Source organism: Bartonella sp. TT29SHDZB, from assembly GCF_042193395.1.
GTDB lineage: Bacteria > Pseudomonadota > Alphaproteobacteria > Rhizobiales > Rhizobiaceae > Bartonella.
The window spans coordinates 1-3,420 of the sequence record NZ_JBHILQ010000052.1; the positions used below are offsets into that span (position 1 = coordinate 1).

5 protein-coding genes are annotated in these 3,420 nt (G+C 37.1%); 1 reads left to right on the plus strand and 4 read right to left on the minus strand.

Annotation, left to right across the window (positions count from 1 at the left end):
- Positions 1–75: 75 nt before the first annotated feature.
- The 4 genes from ACFIJJ_RS09160 to ACFIJJ_RS09175 are packed head-to-tail and all read right to left on the minus strand — an operon-like array spanning position 76 to position 2,391.
- Positions 76–525: a hypothetical protein gene (locus ACFIJJ_RS09160; RefSeq protein WP_375646731.1), complete on the minus strand. Its 450-nt coding sequence runs from the start codon at positions 523–525 to the stop codon at positions 76–78.
- Positions 485–1,597: a YdaU family protein gene (locus ACFIJJ_RS09165; RefSeq protein WP_375646732.1), complete on the minus strand. Its 1,113-nt coding sequence runs from the start codon at positions 1,595–1,597 to the stop codon at positions 485–487. Before ACFIJJ_RS09165 ends, ACFIJJ_RS09160 begins: the two co-directional genes overlap by 41 nt.
- Positions 1,590–1,928, minus strand: coding sequence for a DUF1376 domain-containing protein (locus tag ACFIJJ_RS09170; protein ID WP_375646734.1), 339 nt, complete (start codon positions 1,926–1,928; stop codon positions 1,590–1,592). The genes ACFIJJ_RS09165 and ACFIJJ_RS09170 overlap by 8 nt, the downstream gene beginning before the upstream one ends.
- A complete protein-coding gene (locus ACFIJJ_RS09175) occupies positions 1,918–2,391 on the minus strand; it encodes a crossover junction endodeoxyribonuclease RuvC (RefSeq protein WP_375646735.1) in 474 nt (157 codons plus the stop codon). The genes ACFIJJ_RS09170 and ACFIJJ_RS09175 overlap by 11 nt, the downstream gene beginning before the upstream one ends.
- A 75-nt stretch (positions 2,392–2,466) precedes the next feature.
- Here ACFIJJ_RS09175 and ACFIJJ_RS09180 point away from each other — a divergent pair, with 75 nt between their 5' ends.
- Entirely contained in the window at positions 2,467–3,129 is a 663-nt protein-coding gene (locus ACFIJJ_RS09180; protein ID WP_375646736.1) for a hypothetical protein, read from the plus strand.
- Positions 3,130–3,420: the final 291 nt, after the last annotated feature.

Here is a 3,420-nt window from a genome sequence, read left to right on the forward strand (position 1 = left end):
CTGTACGGTGCCTTTCTGTCAATTTAAACGCATCTCTATTCTCAAAATCATCAGCAAATTTCACTACTTTGCTGTTTATTCTTCAATGCCCTTTAAAACCTTTTCAAGCTCTCTTTGAAGCTTTTTAATGTACTCTGATGATACCGGTGGCTCTTGATTAGTTGCCTTGTTCTCTGGCTTTTCAAGGTTCTTAAGAATCCGATTGGCTTGATAACGAATATTGCTTTCAAGTTTTTCGCAATAACGATAAAAATCTGCTGTTGACGGCATAAATGTTGGATTTAATCCCTCTGCTTTGCCTTTCAAAACGTCCTTTGTTGCTGTTTGCAATACCCAGCTACTCACACCTTCAAGAGCGTAAAGATACGCAAGCGCTGTCGCTTTCTCATCTGATCCCATGGGGCTCTTAAGTCCATTTGAAAGGACAAGATACGTTGTTTGAATTTCTTCTTCAGTCGCTTTCTTTTCAAGCTTTTGCAACGCATCATGAACTAATGAAGTAATTCTCTCCGCTTCTGCAATCAATGGTTTTTGCCCTGTCTTCCAATGGAATGGTGGTTCGGTTGTCATCCTCGAATAAAAATTTGTACACACTATCTGAATTTTTGATATTGGACATGTGCTGTGCAACGCGATAACTCCATCCACGCTGCTGTTCTGTTGTTTCAGTGCTTGGCTTTCCATAGTTTTTTCCTTTTTGTAAATCTTCAACTGCCTTGCGTACCCAGTTGCGCCATGTTGCTTGCCAATCCGTTTTGCATGCGTCCTTACCTGCCTTGGCATTCCAATAATCTCTAAATTTTGCGATTTCGACTTTTACACGCTCTGGAGGCAAGCCCTCTCTAATCGCAAAATCGTAATCGGGCTCAAAATCCGTAGGCAATCGACAGCCTCTATCGGTTTTAACCCGCTTGGCTTTCTTAGGAACGTTTTCTTGCTCGTGAATGGGAGGTTGATTGTCTGATGATGTTGCGATTTGATTTGGTTCGCTTTCAATCGCATCAACCTCGATTGGCTCTTCAATCAAATCCGTTGTTTCTAAATCTTCAAATTCAGTTTCTTTTTTTGATAAAACGATAGTTTTATTTTTTTTATATATATTATTCTTATTCTGGTTCTTTATAGCTAGATTTTGCTTATCTTTTGCTTCAGCAAAAAAATCATTTTGCTTGTCGTTTGCTTCAGCAAAAAAATCATTTTGCTTGTCGTTTGCTTCAGCAAAATTATTAACATGTTGTTTTGTATTGTTTTTTGCTTGTGCACCTTTTTTACCAGCTTCACTACGAATTTGTGATATATGATCTTTTTTATCAGCAAAATCTTTTAGCTCTTCTTCAACGCGCGTATTCCACAACCCACCATCTATCTCAACAAGTTTATCATTCCTCATTAAGTATTCGACAATAGTTGCAAATTTTTTCTGCGAGCAATTGCAAGCACGTGCAAGCGTTTCAAAATCTTCTTTAATGGGTGCTTTTTTATCGTACATGCGAACAAGAAGTGTTATATAAACGCCCCGTTGTTCCAATGTCATCCCATCTGTACCACTAATCCAATCATACAAATGAAATCTTATCCACGGCATACCATTAGACATGCCTTACCTCCATATTATTGCAAGTGAAATTATCTAGCTCTTCAGTGACGTTATTGAGTTCTTTTTCAACTTCTGAATTCCACAACCCACCATTGTCTAAACGTATGATGAATCCACCTTCAATCAAGGAATTCAAAGCTGCTTCAAACTCTTCTACTGGATAACCAACCCAAAAAGCTAATACCGTTAAGTCCTTTAAAATAGGTTCACCAGTATGGAGCATTAGAAGTCGCAACATGACATAGATACATTTCTCGGTCGGCGACAAACAACCAAGAGTAAGAAGCCATCTGTCTGCAAAAAGCCTCGTCCATGGTAATTTACTGGACATACCCCAATTCCCTTTCTTTAACTAAATATAAAATTGCTAAAGCATCTGCTTCATTATCATCACATGGCTTGTGTCCTTTAAGACACATTGCCTTAATCATCTCTTCTTTCGACGCATTCCCCTTGCCTGTCGTCGCTTTCTTAATCGTACTTACTGGTATCCCCTCATACGGTATCTGATGCTGTTCACACCACGCCGTTAACGTTGCTAACAAACCACCGTAAACATGCGCTGCATCTGTACCTTTATGACGCCTCACCTCTTCAAAATACACCACGTCAATTTGACCTGCTGTCTGCTTTATTTCTGATAGCCATTGCTTAAAGCGCAAGTAACGCATTCCACCGCCTTCAAAACGGCGCGATTGAAAATTCACGGTACCACTAAACATGTCACCACTTGCACCACGTATCGCCCACCCCGTTTTGGTACCTAGATCAAAACAAAGAATCGTGTTATTCATCGCGCCACTCCATACAAAATGTGTTTTATAGAAGTGTTTTTTTCCGAAAATGAAGGAAAGAAGGGTGTAAGAAGTATGCAAATAGATAAAGATGTGATTGATATTATTTCATTAATAGTACCAACTTTCATCTCATTTTTTGGAATATGGTTAGGTTGTAGAAATCGAAAAATAGATCTTATAAATTTCAATAAACAACTAAGACAATTACAAAAACAATCTGAAACAGCAAAAGAACATCTATCCATCTTATGGGAGGAAAAAGAGAGACGAGACTTAGGACCAAATCTAGAGGTTGTTATAGAGAAGAAACCACACGCATATAAAAAGGGTGAAGATTTCCTTATTGACATAAAAGTAATCATAAAAAATCCTACAAAACATTCAATAAAAATGAATAATTTTCGTATGCCTGATGAAAGTCCATTTGCATTTGTTGAAGGTGCTTTTCTAGGAAAATATCCGCTATCTTTAATCCTCGAAAACGAGAAATATATGAGTTTTAAAAATCCTTTTACAGCAGACTTAAAATCGCAAGATATATGCAATTATTTTAATCTAAAGGAAGATGAAGAAAGAGTATTTTTTCTCACAGTTCGCCACCTCAAACCAAATATCGAAACTGTACCAATCTTTATAATTGAACACACTTCATCAAATCACCCAGAAAGAGTAGTTCAAACTAAGTTTTGGCTAGAATTTTTTCTATCTTTTGAAGAAGAGAACATGCTAGGATAAGATAATCTTTGGATTTCCTCTTCTTGCCTCCATATTTTTTCATTTTTCTTCATTATTTCCTTTTTAACTATTTGTAATTCTTTATAAAATAGATAAAGTTGAATAGCTAATTGAATATTTACAGCTATAGATACTATTAAACCAGTATACGATCCTGCATTCATCTCTATCTCCTCACTTACCCTTCTTCTTACTCTTCTTATTCTTATGAGACGGCGCTTTTACTGCTTCATCACGCTGTTTAAGCTCTTGTGTTAGTCTTTCAACTTCCTCGTCGCGTGATTGAACATC